17 protein-coding genes and 3 pseudogenes are annotated in these 18,833 nt (G+C 49.4%); 4 read left to right on the forward strand and 16 right to left on the reverse strand.

Annotation, left to right across the window (positions count from 1 at the left end):
• Window positions 1–35: 35 nt before the first annotated feature.
• The 10 genes and pseudogenes from CHH60_RS18195 to CHH60_RS18240 form a co-directional block, all read right to left on the reverse strand.
• Window positions 36–809, reverse strand: a complete 774-nt coding sequence (locus CHH60_RS18195; protein WP_095360478.1) for a (2Fe-2S)-binding protein — start codon at window positions 807–809, stop codon at window positions 36–38.
• Between the two features lies 1 nt (window position 810).
• Window positions 811–1,851, reverse strand: a complete 1,041-nt coding sequence (locus CHH60_RS18200; RefSeq protein WP_095360479.1) for an ABC transporter substrate-binding protein — start codon at window positions 1,849–1,851, stop codon at window positions 811–813.
• A gap of 486 nt (window positions 1,852–2,337) precedes the next feature.
• Window positions 2,338–2,934, reverse strand: coding sequence for a chloramphenicol phosphotransferase CPT family protein (locus CHH60_RS18205; protein WP_095360539.1), 597 nt, complete (start codon window positions 2,932–2,934; stop codon window positions 2,338–2,340).
• Window positions 2,935–3,125: 191 nt separating this feature from the next.
• Complete coding sequence (locus CHH60_RS18210) at window positions 3,126–3,647, reverse strand: NUDIX hydrolase (protein WP_095360480.1); 522 nt, start codon at window positions 3,645–3,647, stop codon at window positions 3,126–3,128.
• Between the two features lie 90 nt (window positions 3,648–3,737).
• Window positions 3,738–4,025, reverse strand: coding sequence for a hypothetical protein (locus CHH60_RS29865; RefSeq protein ID WP_095360481.1), 288 nt, complete (start codon window positions 4,023–4,025; stop codon window positions 3,738–3,740).
• A complete protein-coding gene (locus tag CHH60_RS29595) occupies window positions 4,022–4,750 on the reverse strand; it encodes a hypothetical protein (protein ID WP_141236966.1) in 729 nt (242 codons plus the stop codon). The genes CHH60_RS29865 and CHH60_RS29595 overlap by 4 nt, the downstream gene beginning before the upstream one ends.
• A 64-nt stretch (window positions 4,751–4,814) precedes the next feature.
• Entirely contained in the window at window positions 4,815–5,381 is a 567-nt protein-coding gene (locus tag CHH60_RS18225) for a histidine phosphatase family protein (protein WP_095360482.1), read from the reverse strand.
• 441 nt (window positions 5,382–5,822) lie between these two features.
• The gene (locus CHH60_RS18230) at window positions 5,823–7,832 is read right to left on the reverse strand and encodes a B12-binding domain-containing radical SAM protein (RefSeq protein ID WP_095360483.1); all 2,010 of its coding nucleotides are present in this window, start codon (window positions 7,830–7,832) and stop codon (window positions 5,823–5,825) included.
• Window positions 7,833–8,353: 521 nt separating this feature from the next.
• Window positions 8,354–10,234, reverse strand: coding sequence for a DNA helicase RecQ (gene recQ, locus CHH60_RS18235; protein WP_095360484.1), 1,881 nt, complete (start codon window positions 10,232–10,234; stop codon window positions 8,354–8,356).
• Between the two features lie 347 nt (window positions 10,235–10,581).
• A pseudogene (locus tag CHH60_RS18240) lies at window positions 10,582–11,256 on the reverse strand (Rpn family recombination-promoting nuclease/putative transposase); the annotation flags it as partial.
• A gap of 26 nt (window positions 11,257–11,282) precedes the next feature.
• On the opposite strand from CHH60_RS18240, the pseudogene CHH60_RS30605 reads away from it, so the two are divergent.
• From CHH60_RS30605 to CHH60_RS29605, 3 genes and pseudogenes are all read left to right on the forward strand, one after another.
• Window positions 11,283–11,515: pseudogene (locus CHH60_RS30605) on the forward strand (IS1595 family transposase); the annotation flags it as partial.
• 258 nt (window positions 11,516–11,773) lie between these two features.
• The gene (locus tag CHH60_RS18250) at window positions 11,774–12,688 is read left to right on the forward strand and encodes a phosphotransferase (protein WP_095360486.1); all 915 of its coding nucleotides are present in this window, start codon (window positions 11,774–11,776) and stop codon (window positions 12,686–12,688) included.
• A 405-nt stretch (window positions 12,689–13,093) separates the two neighbouring features.
• On the forward strand, window positions 13,094–13,618 hold the full coding sequence (locus tag CHH60_RS29605) for a DUF5412 family protein (RefSeq protein WP_141236967.1): 525 nt from the start codon (window positions 13,094–13,096) through the stop codon (window positions 13,616–13,618).
• 83 nt (window positions 13,619–13,701) lie between these two features.
• On the opposite strand, the gene CHH60_RS30295 is transcribed toward CHH60_RS29605, so the two are convergent.
• The gene (locus tag CHH60_RS30295) at window positions 13,702–14,292 is read right to left on the reverse strand and encodes a tetratricopeptide repeat protein (protein ID WP_255247995.1); all 591 of its coding nucleotides are present in this window, start codon (window positions 14,290–14,292) and stop codon (window positions 13,702–13,704) included.
• Window positions 14,293–14,610: 318 nt separating this feature from the next.
• A pseudogene (locus CHH60_RS30300) lies at window positions 14,611–14,766 on the reverse strand (glycosyltransferase); the annotation flags it as partial.
• On the opposite strand from CHH60_RS30300, the gene CHH60_RS30305 reads away from it, so the two are divergent.
• Window positions 14,693–14,902 (forward strand): hypothetical protein, encoded by a 210-nt coding sequence (locus CHH60_RS30305; protein WP_255247996.1) that lies wholly within the window; start codon window positions 14,693–14,695, stop codon window positions 14,900–14,902. The pseudogene CHH60_RS30300 and the gene CHH60_RS30305 sit on opposite strands and share 74 nt — an antisense overlap.
• Here CHH60_RS30305 and CHH60_RS18265 read toward each other — a convergent pair.
• Genes CHH60_RS18265 through CHH60_RS18280 form a run of 4 tightly spaced genes read right to left on the reverse strand, consistent with a single transcriptional unit; the run spans window position 14,881 to window position 18,819 of the window.
• On the reverse strand, window positions 14,881–15,627 hold the full coding sequence (locus tag CHH60_RS18265; protein ID WP_095360488.1) for a class I SAM-dependent methyltransferase: 747 nt from the start codon (window positions 15,625–15,627) through the stop codon (window positions 14,881–14,883). The two genes, CHH60_RS30305 and CHH60_RS18265, sit on opposite strands and share 22 nt — an antisense overlap.
• Entirely contained in the window at window positions 15,614–17,089 is a 1,476-nt protein-coding gene (locus CHH60_RS18270; protein ID WP_095360489.1) for a nucleotide sugar dehydrogenase, read from the reverse strand. Before CHH60_RS18270 ends, CHH60_RS18265 begins: the two co-directional genes overlap by 14 nt.
• Window positions 17,090–17,121: 32 nt before the next feature.
• Window positions 17,122–18,111 (reverse strand): polysaccharide biosynthesis protein, encoded by a 990-nt coding sequence (locus CHH60_RS18275; RefSeq protein ID WP_095360490.1) that lies wholly within the window; start codon window positions 18,109–18,111, stop codon window positions 17,122–17,124.
• A gap of 18 nt (window positions 18,112–18,129) precedes the next feature.
• On the reverse strand, window positions 18,130–18,819 hold the full coding sequence (locus tag CHH60_RS18280) for a glycosyltransferase (protein ID WP_095360491.1): 690 nt from the start codon (window positions 18,817–18,819) through the stop codon (window positions 18,130–18,132).
• Between the last annotated feature and the right edge of the window lie 14 nt (window positions 18,820–18,833).

Here is an 18,833-nt window from a genome sequence, read left to right on the forward strand (position 1 = left end):
TCCTGACAATAGCAAAGGTAAGGTTGTTGCTGCTGTCATTTTAATTGAGATTCATTCTCATTGTCAATTTTCGGACATTTGTTGCAATACTCCTCTGACATCTGATAGTACAAGCAGCAGGTGATGCGCTTGCTCTTCACAACAGGAACGTTGTTTTGGATTTCGGTAAATCGGGTAAACGGATTACGTTTTACACCGAACACCTGCCCTGGCGCGCCTTGTGTCAGATAAGTAAAATCATTCTGAACGTGCTGGCTTTCCAGCCCATCATCTGCATCAGGTGTATACAACCGGCCAATACGTACCATGATATTCTCCCAGAGAATACTCATGGATAGAGGTGCAATCGCAGCAAGGGACTTTAACAGCGGTGTAAGCTGTACTGCAAACATCTCCTCTACCACCTTTTCCCGCCACACTTCCCTGTCTCCTGTCACTGCATCTGCTTGAAGCCGATTCACCGCCAGAAAAGGAAAACGTGTACCACCCTCATGAGCGGAGAGCGTCGGATGATAGAGGAAGCTGTTCTCCAGCTCAAAGGAAACATGCTGATGATGAAAAGTCATCGCCGTCACCAGTGGAGCAGTCCACAGATAGCCAATTCGCTTGGCTAGCATTGAAGCGGCAACCTTCATGTCAGGCGCATCGATATACTCCTGAAACCAGCTGATATACTCTCGGCATGCAGATTCTTCATGCAGCTCGCTCAAAGCAATGGTACGGACACTATGTTCAGGCGGCTCACCGAGCCATATCGAATGATCCTCCACCGTTTGTTGCCATAAGTCTGTCGAGAGATATTGGTTCATGTTAATTCGATCCGAGCAGGGCTTCCGAAGCCTGATCTACAATCAGATTAATGGCAAGAGGTCCATAGTATGCGATCCAAAGGGTCGAATTCACATCATACGCACGGTTATTTTTCACAGCATCAAGGGACTTCCACACTGGATTGCTAATCATAGCCTCTGCTTCTGCGGCAAACAGCTCATCCGACAGTACGAAATAACGATCCGCGCCAATCTCAGGAACCTTCTCCATTGAGATTTCAACAGAGGTATCGTCCTTGATTCCTTCAACGAGTGCAGGCATGTTCAAGCCCAGATCCTGATACAGAATGCCGCCTGTGCGATGCTCAATACCATGAACACGAATACCTTCTTTTCTCGGACGGATCAGAGCTACCGTTTCATCTCCCATTTTCTCTGACAGCTTCGCCTTCAGACCAGCAACTTCGTCCTCATACGCCAGACGCACCTTCTCTGCCTCGTCCTGCTTGTCTGTAATCTTAGCGACCGTGGCTAACGTATCGCGCCAATCTTCGTAGAAGTCGAGTACGAGGGTGGGTGCAATTTTGCTTACATTCTCATACTGTTTCTCCTGAAAGTCCGTCATGATAATCAGATCGGGGTCCAAGGCTACAATTGCTTCCAGATTGGGCTCGTCCCGTGTACCCAGAACCTGTACGTCACTTGGCTGATCGCCTAAGTATTCTGGAAAATCGGTGTTGCCTCCAGCAATCACACTACCTGCCGGCTTCTCTCCAACGGCCAACATTTGATCCAGAAACTTAACATCAAGCACAGCAATTTTATTTGGTTTTTCGTTGAGTGTCAGCTCACCCTTCATATGCTTGATCGTTACAGGAAAAGCTCCGGCGGTTTGGGTTTCTTCATTCGCGGGTGTCTCCTCTGGCGTTGCAGCAGACTGCTTACCGCTATCTGTACCTGTTCCGGCACCGCAAGCCGTCAGGACAAGAATCAGAGCCAGCATCAGGCCCATTAACAATCGTGATTGGCGGGCAGTGTAGGCATTGCTTCCAGCCAATTGCCCCTTCGTTCCTTTTTTCATGATGAATCCCCCTTATGTATAATACTGATAATGATTTTCATTATCGAAACATAAGGAGAGTATAAACGATCTCCGCATGGCGTTACCATGTACTTTTGCGACATTTCAGCCGGACTAATGCGACATCAACAAGCCCGTACCTAACACGTTTGATATAGAACTCACCATTTCCAAGCTACTCTGGATACTCCCTTGAGGCCTCGATCAATTCATCTTCTTCATCAAAAACGTTCAAAACTCTCTCAATGTCATTCACTTCATAGCTTCTAACAACAATAAGCTGTTGCATATGAAGACCTGGTGGGTCTATGTTCGGTCGTGACAAGTTATTTAGTAAACGTTCTGGTGTATATAAGATGCTCCACCTTCTGGAGCCGTCCGTGAAATACATTGTAATCTCTATCCAATTCCATTCTTCTGGATGATCCGATCTCACTTCATCATCAAAATGCCACTTTACCAACCTTGGTCTTGAATTCTGTTCTTTTACGATAATGTAACCTCTCTTCTACTCAACTTCTTAAATACCGAGTATTTCTGCTCGGAATTGATATAATCTAATATCTTTGCAGCACAGTCCGCTGAACTGAGTTCTTCCGTATTCACTTCAAGATCATATTCATCATAGGCATATATGTAGTCAAACTGGGAATGGGCAAGTCCGATTGCGCGATCTCCCCTGCTTTGCTCTCTTCTGGTGAGTTCTTCCTTGGAGCAGTGCACGCCCACAAACAATATCGGATAGTCTGAAAGCAAATCATAAAAACCGTTAAACCACTTGTCATTGGTAATGACTGTATCCACAATGACATTCAAACCCATCTCCGAAAACAGTTTAATGGTTGAATAAAACAATGAGACAATCGGGTCAAAAAGGATACCTGTCATCATATGAGGTTCCAATTCTCTTGTAGGTTTCATATCCGGGTATGTACTGTCGATAAACTGGTCATAATTCTGGAAAAATTGATCTACAGACAAATGATGTAACGGAATGTCTCCCTGCTTTTTCATTTCCATCGCGATACTTGTCTTCCCCGAACTTGACGTTCCGTTCAAAAATATAATGAGTCCTCGTTCCACATAAATCACCCTCACGTTAAGATTGGCGTATCTCTCTTTCAGAAACATATTCCCGTATCCTTGTGCTGGGGTAGCCAACACCTGTCGAATCAAGGCCCTATGCCTGCAGCTTGAATATGATGTTATGTGTAGTTATCTACTCTTATCAAGCAGATTTACATATTCTTGCTCAATGGTAAGAAAACCTCTATCTAATACTGTTTTTTCGTGGTCCCTGCTCCTTCGAGTTCTTTTCCAAACCTGTGCTTCAAATAATATGTTATCCCTGCGCGATCCACATCTGAGAACTGTCTTGGATCATCGATCATGCGATCATAGACCTCATCAATTGTTCTCCATCCGATATTTGTCGTTTCGTCACCCTCTTGCAAGAGCTCCCCCTCCACCTGACATATAAAATACATACCGATTGAATCCACAGGCCCTTTAATGGTTTGATATACACAATACGGCTCCAAACATTCAACTTCAAAATTTGGGTTGATCCCACATGTATCTATTCGCTTGTGACTACCTTCTACAGCTACAACGGTCAAGCCTGTCTCTTCATATACTTCTCTTCTCAATGCATCTATGATGGATTCATAAAGTTCCAATCTGCCTCCCGGCAATTCCAATGAAACCTCATTCTTTTTATTTCGAGTCTGAATTATGATTTCTGTTCTATCCCTATCTTGGCGTTCAATAAAAGCTCTGGCATTAACATAGAACATGAATGATTCTCCTTTAGTTAACGTTTCGCACTCAAAGGGTTCATGCACATCTAATTGAAGTGCGTAAAAATAATGTGTAGTTCCTAACTATTATTTTCCCCATCCACCCTTTAACTTCTCAGCAATGTATAACTGCAATCTGTGGATGTCTGAACAAACCTCTTCTTCCTCAGGTGTATTTCCATATTCCCCTAGCCAACGGGGTGTGTTAATATGCCACTCGTTTGACAAATATTGTTTACGATTCCGATAATCTATCATATGGTTCAAGAGATACTCCAGAGAGCCGAAGGATTGCTTACTTCGATCGTTAACTATGATTTGTATTTTTTCAATGATCGCCTGTAACATGTGTTGGATATATTTTTCTGTATTCATGAGCGTCTACCGATAAATAACTTACTCTGAGTCCAATGTAGATTATAGCCATAGCGATATAGTTCAAAGTATGGATACAGGCAGTCTTCTGCCTCCTTCAAACCTTGATAGCGGGGCCACTGCAAGTAATAGGCTACCCAGTAATCGCATGCGATGGAATAGTATGCTTCACTTAACAGCTCGATATTTTCGTTGTAATCGCTACGTGAGCGAAGAAGGTCTCCAAGCGCTTCGTAAACGATCTCACTATCCTCTTCATCCGCACCTTGAATCAATCTTTGCTCTAACCTGCCAATTTCGCCTGGCTGTAATACAACAACTTCCTTCATACATGACAAAGCTCTGAATGCTTCCTTAGCTGCGTCCGCCGCTTCGTCATCCTCCGGTACCTTGGAGAACAGGAGCTTCAATCTTTGGATTAACTCCTCCCCCAGACTACGCAATGAGTCCTCGGAGGCATCCTCATTCCCACCATTGAAATAACCTGGCACATATTCGCCGGCGAAATCCTCTGGATTCAACATCTCATAGATCGGACGTATTCTGTCCAGAAAACGCTGACCGTCTGGAATCGGCTCAAATACTCGTTCAGCCCCTGCTCCCGTTGGCATAAACCACTGAAATAATCCATAGAAATGGTCTGCTTCAACCTCCTCATCATCTTCTGGCTCAAATTCGTCTCCGCCCATCGCTAGTAAATAGCGGCCGTATTCCTGTTGTTCCATCCATACCATCCCTCTCTTGGATCAACTCAATTACTACTCTCTCTCCCTACCAATTATTTTTACCCTATTCTTCCCATAACCTTGTCACTTGCTCTAATTCTATCCCTTCAAATTGAAGCTTATAGATATCGGGTTTGCTGGTTTGATTAGAAAAATCAAAGCCGTAGCTTGCATCAAAGTAATTCATCATCAACGTCATGACATGTCCGTGCGTGCCAATAGCTACTTTTTTTCCTTTATATTCTTCTAGAATGGGTTTCAACACTTCCACAGCTCTGTTCTGGCAAACCGTATTAGACTCCCCTCCTGGTAATGCATAATCAGGGTCTTCAAACATTCGCTTCGAAGCAGGCATAAATTCTTCATCCCTAATATTATCATCTGAAAAATGCCTTTCCCGAAGATCCTCCATAATATGAATGTCTATTCCCAGCGCTGTCGCCAGCCCCTCCAAGGTTAAGACAGCTCGGGTATACGGACTTGAAAAGATGGTATGTATTCCTTCATCCTTTAATATTTCTGTTATTTGGGCTGCATCCCTTTTGCCCTTCAAGGTAAGTCCTCTCGTTCTTTCCGTCCCTTCCGTATACGGTGACTCTGCATGCCTAACCATGTAAATGATGGTCTTCATATGCCCTCCTTGAATCCAACTGACTTATATAATAATTTACAATAATTTTCAGATATGTGTATAGTAGAAATGAAGCAATATTCTTGGAAGGAAACTACATGTAACCGAAAGGATGAGATCATGTTTCTTTTCAAAAAGAAGTATCTACTAATCTATGTATTATTTGTTAAGTGCTCACCGAAATCCTAACATACAACAAAGGAAGGCCCTTCTTCATCCCATGGGGAATCAGACGACCTTCCGATGCTTACAGAACATATAGATGTTGTAAAGGGTAAAGATTAGCGCGGCGTGTGCAATGGCAGGCCGCGTAAGGGTGAGATGCTGCGCCTATTCAGGCGGCACCTCATAGGGAAGCGCCACGACCGCAAAGCCGTGGCGCTTCTTCTGCTGCATGACGCCAATCCGGCGGCCAATGCAGCTTCTTCTTGGCCGCTGCCCCTACATAGCAGCGGCTTCTTCTCCCAGCGGCAGCGTGTAATACTGCGCCTGCTGGTCTTCATGCTGCTGGTATACAACGACCAGCAGCGTCCGGCCTTTCGCGGCAAGCGGGCTGGCGCCAGCTAGCACACGCTCAAGCCGGAACGGAAGCACGTCCAGTACTGCGTGCTTCTGCAGTTCCTTTTCGCCGAGACCAAGGTCGGCGAAAGCCCGGGCACCCATGACCGTCTGTGCGGTCATGGCCGAGGTCATCGGCAGCGCACGCGAAGCGCTGCCGTCCCCACCGTCCGCCGATCCATCCGCGGCGGACTGAGCTGCTTCGCTGCCGATCACACCCGCCGCATCTGCGGCAGAGTTTTCCCCGGCAGCAGCCGAACTTGCCGCAGCAGCACCTGCACCCGTGCCGCTGCTTTCCAGCCATGCCGTACCTGCGGCACCGGCAACGCGCGGCAGGCGAACGTCTTCCGGACGTTCAGCCAGCGTTTTCATATACAACGCCCACTGATCCTTCTCCAGCGCATCGTCCCACCAGATTTTGCGTGGTTTGTACTTGTGGCCGAGGAAATAGTCCAGCTTCATCAGGCCGAGCACGATATCCATATGCGGTGTATTCCGCGATTCCAGGAAGCTATGCAGACGGGTGAACAGATCCTCAAGCTGGTGACCAATCTTCTGCCAGCCCTGACCCTCCCAGTAATCCCCGAACGCCTGGAAGAAGTCGAACGGTGAGTCAAATTCCTGCTCCATCAGATACTTCAGCGTATGGTCCATCCGGTGAGCGTTCCAGTATTTCTCGAGTACATCCTCCAGCCGCTTCAGGCGCACGATGTCGCTGAACGGCAGCACGTCACTGCCCAAAATCTCATACGGCGCGTGATCCATATACGTATAGTTGTACTTCTCGGCATCCAGACGCAGACCGGTACCGCGAAGCATTTTGAGGAATCCGAGCTGAAGCTCTTCCGGCCCCAGGGCAAAGACATCGTTAAACGTCTTACGGAACGTATTGTAATCTTCCTCCGGCAGTCCAGCGATGAGATCCAAGTGCTGGTCGATTTTCCCGCTAGCTTTGACCTTGTTCACTGTACGGCTCAGCTTGGCAAAGTTCTGACGGCGTTTCACCAGTTCATTCGTCGGATCATTCGTGGACTGCACTCCAATTTCGAACCGGAACGTGCCCGGCGGTGCATTCTCTGCCAGATAATCGAGTACCTCCGGACGCATGATATCAGCCGTAATTTCAAACTGGAACACCGTTCCCTGATGATTCTCAATCAGGAATTTGAACATCTCCATCGCGTAATCGCGCTTAATGTTGAATGTTCGGTCCACGAACTTGATCAGCTTCGCACCCTTCTCGATCAAATACAGAATGTCCGACTTCGTCCGCTCAATATCGTAATATCGCACGCCGACCTCAATACTGGACAGACAGAACTGACAGCTGAACGGACAGCCCCGGCTGGTTTCAAAATAAACAACCCGCTTCCCGAGATCCGGGATATCCTCTTCAAACCGGTGCGGTGACGGCAGATCGTTCAGATCCGCCTTCGGCCGTCCTGGCATGAGAATGACCTCTTCCCCTTTGCGATACGCCAGTCCATACACAAAGTGGAACTTTTTACTTCCCTCCAGCTCCGTCAGGAGCTGGTGCAACGTCTCTTCGCCTTCACCCATGACGATGAAATCCACATTGGGAATCCGGTTCATCCAATATTCCGTGTCATAGGACACTTCCGGCCCGCCCAGCAAAATTTTTACGTCAGGCATAACCTTTTTCAGGTTATCAATGACCTTGATCGTCTCTTCAATGTTCCAGATGTAACACGAGAACCCAATCACGTCCGCGCCGCGCTGATACAGGTCAGACACAATATTCATGACGGGATCCTTTATCGTATACTCCGCCAGCTCAATATCAAAATCCTTCTCACTGTACGCCTTCAGACACCTCAAAGCCAGCGAGGTATGGATGTACTTTGCATTTAATGTAGAGAGAATAACCTTCATGGTTCACAACCTTTGCCTGGACACCCAGACCATATTTTTTTGGTAAAAGTAATGCGCCACAGCCATCCACCCCCGGATGCTGTTCATGCAAACCTATTTCGGCACCCAGCTTTGGATGCTGTTCGTGCTAAATCTCTATAAAAAGCCATTCCACGTATCACGGACATATTCCAATTTTGTCTTTCAAAGGGTGGACACCCTTTTCAGAAAGACATCCACACCCTGAGGCCCTTCAATATACTACATATTGACCCATGGACACTCATCGGAACCATATCTTGTGCAATCCAACAATCGCTTTCTTCAAAAGCAATGTCCACCTTATGAAAGACAATCTATCTCATTTCGTCCACCGCATAGAAACACACGAGACACTCCGAGCGATATAACTTTGCCAATGACTGGATTCAAGTTTTGTTCACGATCCATAATCTATGATTAACAATCCACGATTCACAATCCAAGTTCAAAATCCATCATTTCACAAGCACCGTTCTGGAATTGTAGCCTTGCCCTTTTACTTACTCATACTCGTAAAAAGCATCATCATCCGTATCCACTTCTTCGCCCGTCTGCTTCTGGAAGAATTCAAGGAATGGCAGACCGTACTTGCGGTACTTGACCTCACCGACCCCTTTAATCATCAGCATGTCACGTTCCGTCTGCGGACATACCACACTCATCTCGCGAAGCGTTGCATCATTGAAAATAATATACGATGGCACATGCTCCTTCGCCGCCAGATCGCGCCGGATCAGGCGCAGCTGCTCGAATACCGTCTCGTTGACCGCCGACGGCATCGCATCGCGACCCCGACGTCCGCCATAGTTCGTACCCGAAGCCGTAGCCGCTGTCTTGCGCACCACACGCTGCATCACTTCACGCTGGCCTTTCAGCACTTCCACCGCCAGCGGCTGTAAACGCACGACCGGATACTGTCCCTCGGACAGCATCAGATATCCTTCGGATACCATGACGTTGATAATTTCGGCAATTTCACGTTCCGTGCGATTGCCCATGACGCCATAGGTCGGCAAGGAATCGAAGCCGTACTCCAGTACTTTCTTGGCACGCGAGCCCTTGAGCACCGACGCCACCAGAGATACACCGTATCGTTCGCGCATGCGGTGAATACAGCTGAAGATTTTCTGTGCATCAATTGTCATATCCACCAGCTCGCGGTCGTCCGTACAGGAACTGCAGATGCCACATGGCTTGTCCTCATGGATCTCACCGAAATAATCCAGCTGTGCACTGCGCAAACAACGTGTCGTGTAACAGTAGTCCACCATCTGCTGCAGCTTCCGGTAATCGTTCTGTTTGCGGTCGCCCTCCATCGGATTCTGCTCAATCAGAAACTTCTGGGTAATAATGTCCTGCGCTCCGAACAGCAGAATACATTGACTCGGCTCTCCGTCCCGTCCCGCACGTCCGGCTTCCTGTACATATGCCTCCATGTTCTTCGGCATGCTGTAATGCAGCACGTAGCGTACGTTAGACTTATCAATTCCCATCCCGAATGCATTTGTCGCGACCATGACCCGGATATCATCGTACAAAAACTGCTCCTGACTCTGGGCCCGTTCATCGTCCGTCATCCCCGCATGGTAGCGCCCTGCCGGCAAGCCTGCCTGCAGCAAACGCTGATGCAGATCGTCCACGTCCTTACGGGTCGCGGCGTATACAATCCCCGGCTCGCTAGCATGCTCGCGCGCGTAGTTCAACACAAAATCCTTTTTGCTCTCGCCGCGCAGTACGCTAAACGCCAGATTATCCCGCCCAAGTCCGGTCACATATGTCTGCGGGTCCTGCAAACGCAGCAGCCGCAGAATATCGCCCATGACCTCGGGCGTTGCCGTCGCCGTGAAAGCAGCAACCACCGGCCGCTCCGGCAAACTGTCCACAAACGGCGCTACCGCCAGATAGCTTGTCCGAAAATCATGGCCCCACTGTGATACACAGTGAGCCTCATCCACAGCCACGCAGGAGATGGGCAGCTGCCCCATCTCATCGCGGAACCAGTCCAGCTCCAGTCGCTCCGGCGCGACGTAGAGCAGCTTGAGCTCACCGCGCTGCGCTGCGCGGATGCGATCATTCACTTCTTTGCCGCTTAACGTACTATTAATATAAGCGGCGGCAATGCCGGCGGTCGTCAGTGCATCGACCTGGTCCTTCATCAATGAAATGAGCGGGGAAACGACCAGCGTCAGCCCCGGATATAAGAGAGCGGGAATCTGATAACAGATCGATTTACCGCCCCCGGTAGGCATAATGCCCAGCGTATCTTCGTATTCAAGCAGGCTGGACACGATCTTTTTTTGGCCCTCGCGAAAGTCGGGATAGCCATAATATTTTTGCAGGAGACCCTGCGCTTCTTCTAAAGTTGGTGCTTGCACACTCATGTAAAGACTCCTTACTTGTCACTGGTGTTCATCCACCAGCTTGGTCCCATCCGATTCTGACATCCGAACACGGCACCATTGCCGCATCCTTGACAACAAAATGGCGTTCTCATGACTTGTCCGTCAAGCAAAACGCCGCTCTCTTTAGTTTAACGGGCCAGCCCCGAATGAGCAACCGCGTTTTACTGTCAAACGTTTGAAGCTGCATCGCCAAAACAAAAACAACCGTTCATCCTGTTTGGACAAACGATTGTTTTTTGATTATGAACGAACCACACTCATATCCCGGCGGTATAATCAATTGCACCGATCAGCTCGTGTGCTCATTGTAATCCAATGCTAATCTTTCAGCGACTCAATTTCGACTCCAACAGGCCACTGGCTTTCGCGATAACAGAAACTTCAATTCCTAACGAAAGCATATTTTTTGCAATTTCAAGATCCTTTTTACGTTCTCCTTTTTCCGTAGCCCACTCAATCATTGAGGCTTCGTCATGCAAAACCTTTTGCCGCTCTTCATACAAACGACGCGCCTCTCGATCCTGACTTAAAAACTCCAGCGTATCCATTGCTTTCTTCAGCGTAGGTTCATTCATTTGCAGCACCTCCCAATTGGATTTGTCAGCACCTTTCAGGAACAAGAGCCAGTTGATCAGCCCACCTTCCATCGGGACGGATTGATCGTCCAGTTTGGATAATTCCATAAAATGTACTTCAAGATCATCACTTAGTTCAAGCCCCGTATGGTCTTCTCTCAGATGAAATACATTATGGTAACGCTCGTTGGCGATAAACGAGTAATTTAAAATATTGATGGTGACGCACTTCTTAGGTTCCTTATAGGTTTGACCCTCCTGCAGCTGGCTTGAGTAACGCTTGCTCCAGTAGTGTAGTGTACGTTTTTCAATATCGTATTTATTAAATAACTGCATTTCAATATTGATTAACTTGCCTTCCGCTGTTTTCGCCCAGATATCAAATGTAGACTGTTTGTCTAGTGGAGCATCTTTATAGGTATACGGGTAGTGCAGAGCAGTTAAACGATGAAGTCACGCATGTCACCTTGTTTTACTGGCGGCATAAGATTCTTTCCGCTCTGGAGCAGATTCCAACCGAAGCATTTCAAGATATTGTTGAAATGGACGAGACCTACTTTCTTTACTCGGAAAAGGGCAAGCGGAATATTGCCGAACGCAAGCCACGTAATGTGGCGGCAAAGCGAAATACCATGGTATAAGCCACGATCAAGTGTGCGTGCTGGTTGCCCGTGTCCGTCAGAAAAGATCGCCTCAATGGTGTTGCAACAAATTATTTGCAGAATTGCTTGGCGTAGTTTCGTTACTTAGACAGCAAGGAATTTGAGAATACCGCATCGAATAAGAAAAATATGTTGGTCAAATCGTGCCTGTTTACTGTGACCGACACAAACACCAAACTTCGACTTTCTGCTTATTCTTGTTAAGCTAACGGGCAGTTATGCGTAACTTCCAGTGAATGTAAACATCTAAATATAGTAAGGAACGAGGAGGCAGACAATTCATGGGAGGAACGAATGTATGGGATGCGGAGTGGGAGGTTAACGAAGAGCAGGCGCGGGCGCTGATCGGCAGACAATTCCCTCAGCTGTCATCGAAGCAAGTGAAGCGATTGGGCTGGGGCTGGGACAATACGGTTTTTCTCATCGGTGACGAGTACGTGTTCCGGTTTCCAAGAAGAACGATTGCAGTTGGCTCGATTCGTATGGAAGGGAAGCTGCTGCCGAAGCTGGAGTCATATATGACCATCCCCTATCCGAAACCGTTGTTTTATGGCGAAGCCAGTGACGAATACCCGGCACCATTTCTTGGCTATGCCTACGTGCCAGGAGATTTCCCAATCGGTTTGACGGAAGAACGCCGGGCTTTATCGGCAGAGACGCTGGCGAAATTTTTGCGGAGATTGCATGAGTTTCCGGTGCAGGCGGCGCTGACGTGCGGAGTTCAGCAAGATCATCGAAACTTGACGGACATAGCATCGCGCAAAGTTAAATTGGAGGGCTTTCTATCGAAGGTGGTTGAACACTTGTCGCCGGAGGAGTCCGGTGTGATCGAAGCGTATATTAGCAGGCTGCAAAAGGACCGTGTCGAGGCGGTGAATGCACTGCTACATGGCGATCTTCATTTCAAAAATATGCTTGTGAATGAGAACGGGATCGTTTCCGGCATCATTGATTGGGGCGATCTGAGCGTAGGCCATCCGGCTTGCGATTTGAGCGTTGCTTATAGCTTTTTACCACCTTACGCTCGCGGCATGTTTTTCGAAACGTACGGAGGAGCGGACGAGGAAACGAAGCTACTGGCGCGGCTGATCGCGGTATACATCCCCATACTGATCTTAATGCAAGCGGTCGATGACGGGGATGAATCGATTGCGACAGAGGCGAAATCCAACATCATGCGGGCACTGTCGGATTAGGCTCATTATATTCGTTGCGGCTATGGGGCTATGGCTATCGGCACCATTTTGTCGTTTAAAGGCCGCGATAAGGTACGATCCGCCTTCTCTGATGTCGCTTTATGTTGAGGAACACGAAATTCAACAGAGTAAGTCGTTGCTCTAACGGGACACGATAGCAATAAACCGCCTTTTCAACGAAGGCGGTTTTCTTATGGTCAAATATCAACATTAGAATTTAACATAGCCTAAATAAAAGAAAGCAGGATTTGCACTTAGGTACTGAATATTAGGATATTTTTAACTTATTTGTAATCATTAAATCAATTCCTATGATATCATCATTAAATGCAGCTTTAAATGATTCACATGAATAAAACCACCTACATATCCATGTCATTTGACTCCAAAGGAGGCAAAACATCAATGGAACGCCACCAACTGGCTAATTCGAGTTCATCCTCAACCAAGTCCCGTAAGCTCTGGATACGCAGACATCCCATACTCGCGACAACCACCTTATTGATCTTCATACCGTTATTCTTGCTCGTCGCCTATTTCAACCTCCGTCCTTACTTCTCGACATTTGACCGTTCCCAACAGGGAGAACTAAGCTATTCTATGCCTTCACAGAATGGAGAATATACGGCTGAGATTTACGGTGTACCTTACGGCGGTGCAGCCGGTGGAGTAACCATCTGGGTGGATGTGAGGAAAACGAATGATTCGGATGCCTCCCGAGTGAAAACCATCTATCGCGCCGAGCATCACGGGAATAACCATCTGGAATGGGAGAGCGAAAACACACTTCGGATCGAAAACTGGAGTGAATACTCGGATGAAACCACGACGCTCAACATTCACGACGAAATCTATGATGGCCGGGGCTGGGCCTGCAAAAGCCTGCGCATGAAGAAGCAGTATGTGCGGTGTTTATCCCCTGAACAATAAAATTCAACACAAAAGCAGCTCTGCTCGCCAAGTTTCTAGGCAAGAGAGCTGCTTATTTCACTTCTATTAACCTATCCTTACCTTCAAGACTGTGCTTCGTCCTGCTCTTTACGATTCCGAATCTCTTTGCGTAAAATGGCTTCCAGCTTCTGACGATTATCCAGCAGGCCGGGATCGTTCGGCAGAAACTCCCGGGCTTTTGTGTTATGCATGAGTGCCTGTTCCCAATTACCCAGATGGGCATAACAGAGGGATAAACGTGCATGCGGCAGCCAGGTGCGGCAGGCTGTGGGTACCGGGCGCAGACCCGTGTCACGGCTGCTCACATCTACAGCCTGCATATACCAGTAGATGGCTGAGACCAGTTCCTGCCGTTCATGAAAGCAGGCCGCGATCCCACAGCAGAAATCCGCATGCGGCAGATCGTACTGGAACGACTGCAGCAGAGCACCCAGCTTGCATCCCGGCTGCCCCAACCGCTCATAACATTCCGCCAGCCTCGCACAGGCAATGAGCCGATCCTCGCGATAGCCGCTGGGCTGTTCCAGCAGCTTCGCGTACCCCCGAGCCGCCGCCGCATAACGCTGGCGGTCATAACATTCGCCTGCATAGTAGAACAGCAGGCGACCCTGGGCTATGCCCTCTTCGGCGATCCATTTGCGCAGAATGCGCACGTTACGCGCCGAATGATGGCCCGCTTCGCGGCGGTGCGTGACGGCAATGTCTGCCGTAATGACCCCACTCGCCGGGAAGCTGAGCTGCTCGTGCAGCCGGCCTTGCCAGCGGCACCCGGCACCCCGCTTGACCAGGCGAAGCCTGCGGTCCGTCACAAGCGGACTCCCCTCCGGCCCCTCGGCCAGCGTATAGTTCAAGATCACAGCTGCCGTCTCCCCCTCGGACGGCAGCTGCTGCTTCAGCTTCTCCAGCTTCGCCCGCTCCGCTGGCAGCAGCACATCATCCGCGTCCAGCCACAGGATATACTCCTGCGTGGCCTGGTCGAAGGAGTAGTTTCGCGCCGCGGCAAAATCATCTGTCCACTCATACGTGTAGATCTGGTCGGTATACTGCGCAGCGATGTCCATCGTACGGTCGGATGAACCGGTATCTACAATGACGATCTCGTCCGTGATTCCGGCTACCGAATCCAGACAGCGCGCAAGCGTGCGTTCCTCGTTCTTCACAATCATGCACAGACTGATGGTGATCACGTTCCCGTGCCCCTTCCTGTCGTACGCGTATTTCGTTGGTTCTGCCTTCTCCCGTTACCCTTCCGCATTCTCCTGACGACGAAGCCGCTTCACCTGTTCCACCGCTTGATCCAGCGCCTTCTTGCGCAGTTTCATCAGGCGAAGATGGTTCTGCTCGACCTCGGCAAAATGCACATGATCCAGCTGCATCCACTCCGTCACCTGTTTCAGGGTTGGCGACATATGCAGCTGTGTTTTCCGCCGCTTGCGGGCCACGCAACATAAATATTTATGATGAACCTCCAGTTTCAAGACTTCAAAATATGGCATCAGGCACATCGCCAGGTTTCCTGCATAGAACGTCTGCTTGTGGTCATAGAACGGATGATAACCATACGGCACAGTTACGATCAGCGTCCCTTCCTCCTGCAGCAGCCGGTGAACCTGAAGCAATAAGGTCTCCGGATGGGCAAAATGCTCCAGCACTTCTCCGAGCAGCACGGTATCGAAGGTGGTCTTTACTTTCCACTGCGTAATGTCCAGCATGCGAAAATCCACGTTGTTCCTGACAGGTTTGGACTCTTTGGCGAGCTCTGCCTGCGCATACCGGATACTTTCTTCTTCCAGATCGACCCCTGTTACACGAAACCCCTCACGCGCCAGTAAAATGGAGGTGATCCCCTGACTGCATCCAACGTCCAGAATGCGTTTGCCGGTTGCTTCCCGGCACATCCAGTGGATGCGGGTCCGGGTGGCCTCATGGGAATCTTCCGAGTTGATCTCGCCATAATACCGTTCACTTACCCGATCATGATTCGCCATGGGTATCCCCCGATCTCTCTTGAAGATGTGCAGATTCTTCCTGAGCTCCACCCTGAACTTCCGCTGTGTTCGGCTGCACGTGTTCCTCTTCATTCACTTGTTCCTCTTGCACATCATGCACTTCTTGGACAGTTTGCACTGCTGTTATCTCAGGCCGATTAGGCTGCCCCAGTACCACTATATGTCCCCCGTGACACCCGGCTGTCGCATTCCGAGTATCGAAAATGAGCTTCGCATGATCCGCCATCTCCTGATAATTGAAGCCCGAATGGTCAGTCGTGACAATGACCAGATCGGCCCAGGTCCACAAGCCCGGCACAGCAGGCTGAGACTGAAGCACGGAACCATCATCCTTGCGAAAGACCGGCACCATTGGGTCTGTAAAAACAACCTCCGCTCCCGCTGCGCTCAGCAGCCGGAAGATGTCCAGCGCCGGCGATTCGCGCAAGTCGTCGATATCCTTTTTATAGGCCATGCCCGCCAGTACTATGCGCGCGCCCTGAACCTTCGTACCCGCCTGTTTCAGCAGTGCTGCTGCACGCTGAACCACACGCTCCGGCATCTGTCGATTGGTCGCGTCCGCGAGTGTGATAAATTGCAGATCTGACCCCTGCCGTTTAGCGGCCCAGGATAGATAGATCGGGTCAATGGGGATACAATGCCCACCGATGCCAGGACCGGGGTAGAACGGCATATATCCAAACGGCTTGGTTGCTGCCGCGTTCAGCACTTCCCAGATATCCACACCCATTTGTTCACAGGCAGGTGTGAGCTCATTCACCAGTGCAATGTTCACACTGCGAAACGTATTTTCGAACAGCTTCGCCGTTTCGGCCACGGTTGTTGAACTAACGGGTACGACCTCATTGAGGAACGAGCCGTAGAATTCTTTTCCATAGGACAGGCAGGCAGGCGTTGAACCACCGATAATTTTCGGGGTATTTTTCACACCGTAGCTAGCGCTGCCCGGGTCAACCCGTTCAGGAGAATAGCAGACATACAATTGTTCACCTGCTCTCCAGCCAGTGGCTGCTTCAAGCGGCTGCCTCACATGCTCCTCCGTTGTACCGGGGTACGTCGTGCTTTCCAAAATAACCAGGCTTTCCTCCTTCAAATAAGGAGTCATACCATCCACCGCGGCAGCAATATATGAAATATCAGGCTGATGATCAGCCGTCAGCGGCGTAGGTACACATATAATAATGACATCGGCCTGCATTACTGCGGCATAATCCGTACCGGCTGTAAACAGGCCGGCTTGGGTGAGTGATTGTATGGCCTCATCTTCAATCCCGATGACATATGAATCACCCGCACGCAGTCTTGCCACCTTGAAAGCATCAATATCAATCCCGTGAACGCGATAACCGGCATGTGCCATCTCCACCGCCATGGGAAGTCCGACATAACCGAGACCAATCACGACGGCTTTCAGGGAGCGGCTGTTTATTCTGTCCTGCATAGTTTCCCCCTCCAAACGCTCCGCCTCCCTAGTTAGTCGATATAGCCGCCTGCACGTAAAAATTCCGCAATGCCCTGCTGCTTCATCATGTCACTGTCCGAACGGTACTCGGAAAAGGTCACGTGGGGCAGTTTACGATATGCATCGGTCAGGCGCTTGTCCGGTTCTTGCGGCAGGATCACGTAATATTGCTCATCGTATTGATAGGTACGCGGCGCCTCATAAGGCGAAATCAACACTTCATGCAATTTCTCGCCTGGGCGTATGCCGGTAACCTTGTAGTCGCTCGCCGGGCGTCCGGCATGTTCCAGCATGACTGACGCCAGATCCGTCATTTTGCAGGCTTTCATTTTCATCACAAATGTCTCCCCGCCTACCGCAGCTTCAGCCGCCTTGAGCAGCAAGTATATGGCTTCCGTACGGGTTAGGAAAAAACGGGTCATGCCCTTGTCCGTAATGGTCAGTCTTTTGCCTTCATCGATCTGGCGACGGAATAGCGGCACCACACTGCCGCTTGTACCCAGTACATTGCCGCCGCGGATGCAGACAAACCGGGTGTGTTCACTCAGCCAATTGGCGCGGATCATCATTTTTTCGCCAAGAGCCTTCGTCATGCCGTATACGTTAATCGGATCTACGGCTTTGTCGGTCGAAACATCGATGACTTTGGGAATCTGCATGCGGATCGCGGCGCGGATAATATTCTGCGTGCCGATGACATTCGTTTTAAATGCTTCGTCCGGCTGGTCCTCGCATACCGGAACATGTTTTAATGCAGCCAGATGAAAAAGGACGTTCACACCCTTGCACGCATCCTCCACTGCGCGGTAATCCCGGATATCCCCGATAAGGAAACGCAGACGGGCATCATGGTTGAATTCCCGCTGCATGGCAATCTGGGCATATTCATTACGCGACAAAATGCGAATCTCGGCAGGGTCCTGTTGCAGCAGGACCTCAGTCAGCTTTTGACCCCAGGAGCCTGTTCCTCCAGTGATCAGAATCGTTTGTCCTTTAATCATGGATGAATCCCTCCCTGGTCAGTTCATGAATTCACGTAATACCTGAGCCATCTCGTCCGGGCTTAACCGGTCTTTTGGCGGTACCTTTTTAACCGACGTGTTGTTTGAATGAACGATGTTGACATAATTACGCGGAGCCAGCAGCTCGTGCGGCAGATCAATGACATTGCCATGCGTACCTCTGCCTGGAAGCTTAACCCGGTATCCAGCTGCATACTCGGACGTTTTATATAAATAGACATAGAATTGAGGTGAACGGTGAAATGCCGGGGCCATCTCGTTATTCACGCTGTCCCACAGGTAACCGTTCTGATTGATCAGGGCCATCGTCTGCGGCTGTGGCTTTACGTCATAGAGCTGCTGTACGAAGGTCCGGTGATACAGATCATCCGAATCCAAACGGGCAATATAGAGGTGCTCCGCCCCTTCAGCAAATGCCAAAATCGCCCGCACACTCTCGATATTCGTCCCAAAACGAATGTTGGCAGGGAGCGGTTCCTGCTGTGCGAGAATCTCTCGCATCAGTTCTCCCGATTCCTTGGACAGCTTCACTACCGTCAGAAAATCCTGATTCGTCTGTACCTTAAGGCAGTGCAATGTAAATCTGCGAAAAATGTCCATGCGCCGCTCCAACCATTCCCTTGTTAATCGCTGCCGGTCCATCCCATAGTTATTGAAATTAATCTCAATCACGACTTTCCTGGACATTACATTCCTCCTCA

Origin of the sequence: Paenibacillus sp. 7523-1, from assembly GCF_002276415.1 — a bacterium.
In the GTDB taxonomy this organism is placed as follows: domain Bacteria; phylum Bacillota; class Bacilli; order Paenibacillales; family Paenibacillaceae; genus Paenibacillus; species Paenibacillus illinoisensis_A.

What these genes read in the sequence shown, in the direction of transcription:
- CHH60_RS18195 (WP_095360478.1), bottom strand. Translation starts at nt 809, where the DNA reads ATGAACCAATATCTCTCGACAGACTTATGGCAACAAACGGTGGAGGAT.
- CHH60_RS18200 (WP_095360479.1), bottom strand. Translation starts at nt 1,851, where the DNA reads ATGAAAAAAGGAACGAAGGGGCAATTGGCTGGAAGCAATGCCTACACT.
- CHH60_RS18210 (WP_095360480.1), bottom strand. Translation starts at nt 3,647, where the DNA reads ATGTTCTATGTTAATGCCAGAGCTTTTATTGAACGCCAAGATAGGGAT.
- CHH60_RS29865 (WP_095360481.1), bottom strand. Translation starts at nt 4,025, where the DNA reads ATGAATACAGAAAAATATATCCAACACATGTTACAGGCGATCATTGAA.
- CHH60_RS29595 (WP_141236966.1), bottom strand. Translation starts at nt 4,750, where the DNA reads ATGGAACAACAGGAATACGGCCGCTATTTACTAGCGATGGGCGGAGAC.
- CHH60_RS18225 (WP_095360482.1), bottom strand. Translation starts at nt 5,381, where the DNA reads ATGAAGACCATCATTTACATGGTTAGGCATGCAGAGTCACCGTATACG.
- CHH60_RS18230 (WP_095360483.1), bottom strand. Translation starts at nt 7,832, where the DNA reads ATGAAGGTTATTCTCTCTACATTAAATGCAAAGTACATCCATACCTCG.
- recQ (WP_095360484.1), bottom strand. Translation starts at nt 10,234, where the DNA reads ATGAGTGTGCAAGCACCAACTTTAGAAGAAGCGCAGGGTCTCCTGCAA.
- CHH60_RS18250 (WP_095360486.1), top strand. Translation starts at nt 11,774, where the DNA reads ATGGGAGGAACGAATGTATGGGATGCGGAGTGGGAGGTTAACGAAGAG.
- CHH60_RS29605 (WP_141236967.1), top strand. Translation starts at nt 13,094, where the DNA reads ATGGAACGCCACCAACTGGCTAATTCGAGTTCATCCTCAACCAAGTCC.
- CHH60_RS30305 (WP_255247996.1), top strand. Translation starts at nt 14,693, where the DNA reads ATGTCCATCGTACGGTCGGATGAACCGGTATCTACAATGACGATCTCG.
- CHH60_RS18265 (WP_095360488.1), bottom strand. Translation starts at nt 15,627, where the DNA reads ATGGCGAATCATGATCGGGTAAGTGAACGGTATTATGGCGAGATCAAC.
- CHH60_RS18270 (WP_095360489.1), bottom strand. Translation starts at nt 17,089, where the DNA reads ATGCAGGACAGAATAAACAGCCGCTCCCTGAAAGCCGTCGTGATTGGT.
- CHH60_RS18275 (WP_095360490.1), bottom strand. Translation starts at nt 18,111, where the DNA reads ATGATTAAAGGACAAACGATTCTGATCACTGGAGGAACAGGCTCCTGG.
- CHH60_RS18280 (WP_095360491.1), bottom strand. Translation starts at nt 18,819, where the DNA reads ATGTCCAGGAAAGTCGTGATTGAGATTAATTTCAATAACTATGGGATG.